The sequence below is a fragment of the Deinococcus pimensis DSM 21231 genome, assembly GCF_000519345.1.
GTDB classification, from domain to species: domain Bacteria; phylum Deinococcota; class Deinococci; order Deinococcales; family Deinococcaceae; genus Deinococcus_A; species Deinococcus_A pimensis.
On the sequence record NZ_KI912649.1, the window covers coordinates 18534 to 20341 of the forward strand.

Annotated in this window: 3 protein-coding genes; 2 read left to right on the forward strand and 1 reads right to left on the reverse strand. The window is 73.5% G+C overall.

All coding sequences use genetic code 11. The annotated features are described in order from the left end of the window. Both DEIPI_RS41890 and DEIPI_RS0113925 read left to right on the forward strand, forming a co-directional pair. Nucleotides 1–171 (forward strand): DMT family transporter (locus DEIPI_RS41890; RefSeq protein WP_211238297.1); only part of this gene is annotated, 171 nt, incomplete at its 5' end. Then, nucleotides 168–665, forward strand: coding sequence for a MarR family winged helix-turn-helix transcriptional regulator (locus DEIPI_RS0113925; protein WP_027482167.1), 498 nt, complete (start codon nt 168–170; stop codon nt 663–665). The genes DEIPI_RS41890 and DEIPI_RS0113925, both read left to right, overlap by 4 nt. A 3-nt stretch (nt 666–668) precedes the next feature. Here the strand turns inward: DEIPI_RS0113925 and DEIPI_RS31150 are convergent. Beyond that, nucleotides 669–1808: VWA domain-containing protein (locus DEIPI_RS31150; RefSeq protein ID WP_045234336.1), on the reverse strand; the 1140-nt coding region annotated here is incomplete at its 5' end.

Sequence of the window (1808 nt, forward strand, 5' to 3'; positions counted from 1 at the left end):
AGCACCGCCGCCGTCACGCTCGGGCAGATCATCGGGGCGCGCGTCATCGACCACTACGGTCTGCTCGGGCAGGCCGTCCGCGAGGTCTCCGCCGCCGACCTCCTCGGGGCCGCCCTGCTGCTCGCGGCGGTCGCGCTGCTCGCGCGGGACCGGGCATCATCGGACGCATGAACACCCGCGACCTCCTCGACCGCGTCGCCCGCGACTGGCGCGGCGCCCGCCCCGACGTGGACCCCACGCCCATGCTGACCGTCATCTCCATCCAGCGGGTCAGCGCGCTGCTCGACCGCGAACTCGAACGCTTCTTCGCCCTGCACGACCTCACGCCCGCCAACTTCGACGTGCTCGCCACCCTCAGGCGCTCCGCACCGCCCGAGGGGCTCCTCCCCTCGGTGCTGGGCACCTTGATGGCCATCACGCCGCCCGCCATCACCAAGCGCGTGGACGCGCTCGAGGCGCGCGGGCTGGTGGAGCGCACCTCGCACGCCACGGACCGCCGCGCCATCCTCGTGCGCCTCACGGGCGAGGGCCGCGCGCGCGTGGACCAGGTCCTCGCCCTGCACGTCGCCAACGAGGACCGCGTCCTCGGAGACCTCGACGAGGCGGACCGCGCGCGGCTCAGGGAACTTCTGGGCCGTGTCGCCGCCCGCCTCGAACAGGACTGAGGTTCAGGACGCGCCGGAAGACTCCCCGCCCACCACGCCCAGACCACGCGCCGAGGCCCACTCGCCCACGTCACGGCGTTCGAGCGCCGCCGCCATCAGGTCCGGGAAGTGCTCGGGCGTGCAGGCGAACACCGGAATGCCGAGGCTCGCGATGGCCCGCGCGTTCGCCCGATCGAACGAGGGCCGCCCCGCCCGGTCGAGGGCGAGCAGGACCACCACCGTCACGCCGGCTTCGTGAAACTGCCGCAGGAGCGCCAGCGTCTCCGCGCTGCCCGGACCGTCGTACAGGTCGCTGACGTGCACGAGGACGCCCTCCTCGGGCGCCGTGAGGAGACCGCGGCAGTAGCGCAGCGCCTGAGGCGTGTCGGTGCCGCCGCCGAGCTGCACGCCGAACAGCACGTCCACCGGGTCGCTCAGGTGTTCGGTGAGGTCCACCACCGACGTGTCGTAGGCCACCACGTTCGTCCTCAGGGCGGGCAGGCCCGCGAGCACCGCGCCGAACACGCCCGCGTACACCACGCTGTCGGCCATGCTGCCGCTCTGATCGAGGCACAGCGTCACGCTGCGCAACTGACGACGGGCACGCGCGTACCCCACGAGGCGTTCCGGAACGAGCGTCCGGCGCTCGGGCCGGTACGTCCGCAGGTTCGCGCGGATGGTGCGGTTCCAGTCGATGTCGCGAGGGCGCGGGCGGTTCGTGCGCGCCGCCCGGTTCAGGGCGCCGCTCACGGCGGTCCTCAGGGGCTCCTGGAGTCGCCTCAGGAGTTCGTCCGTGACGCGGCGCACCACGACGCGGGCGCGTTCCTTCGCCTCGTCGGGCATCACGTCCTTGAGGCTCAGAAGCGTCACCGCGAGGTCCACGTCGGGCTCCACCGCCTCCATCAGTTCGGGCTGCAGCAGCAGCTCCCGCAGGCCGTGCCGATCGATCGCGTCGCGCTGCATCACGCGCACCGTCTCCTGCGGGAAGAGCTCGCGCACCTCCCCCAGCCAGCGGGCCACGCGCGGCGCGCTCCTGCCACGCCCGACCTTCAGGTGGTCCTTCGCCTCCAGTTCGCCCCCGTCGGGATCGCCGTAGAGGGCCGCGAGCGCCGCGTCCACACGCGCGTCGTGTCCGCCGAGGGCGCAGCCGGTCCCGTCGGCGCC

Excerpts from the sequence above, each read along its gene's own strand:
- DEIPI_RS0113925 (WP_027482167.1), top strand. The coding sequence starts at position 168 with ATGAACACCCGCGACCTCCTCGACCGCGTCGCCCGCGACTGGCGCGGC.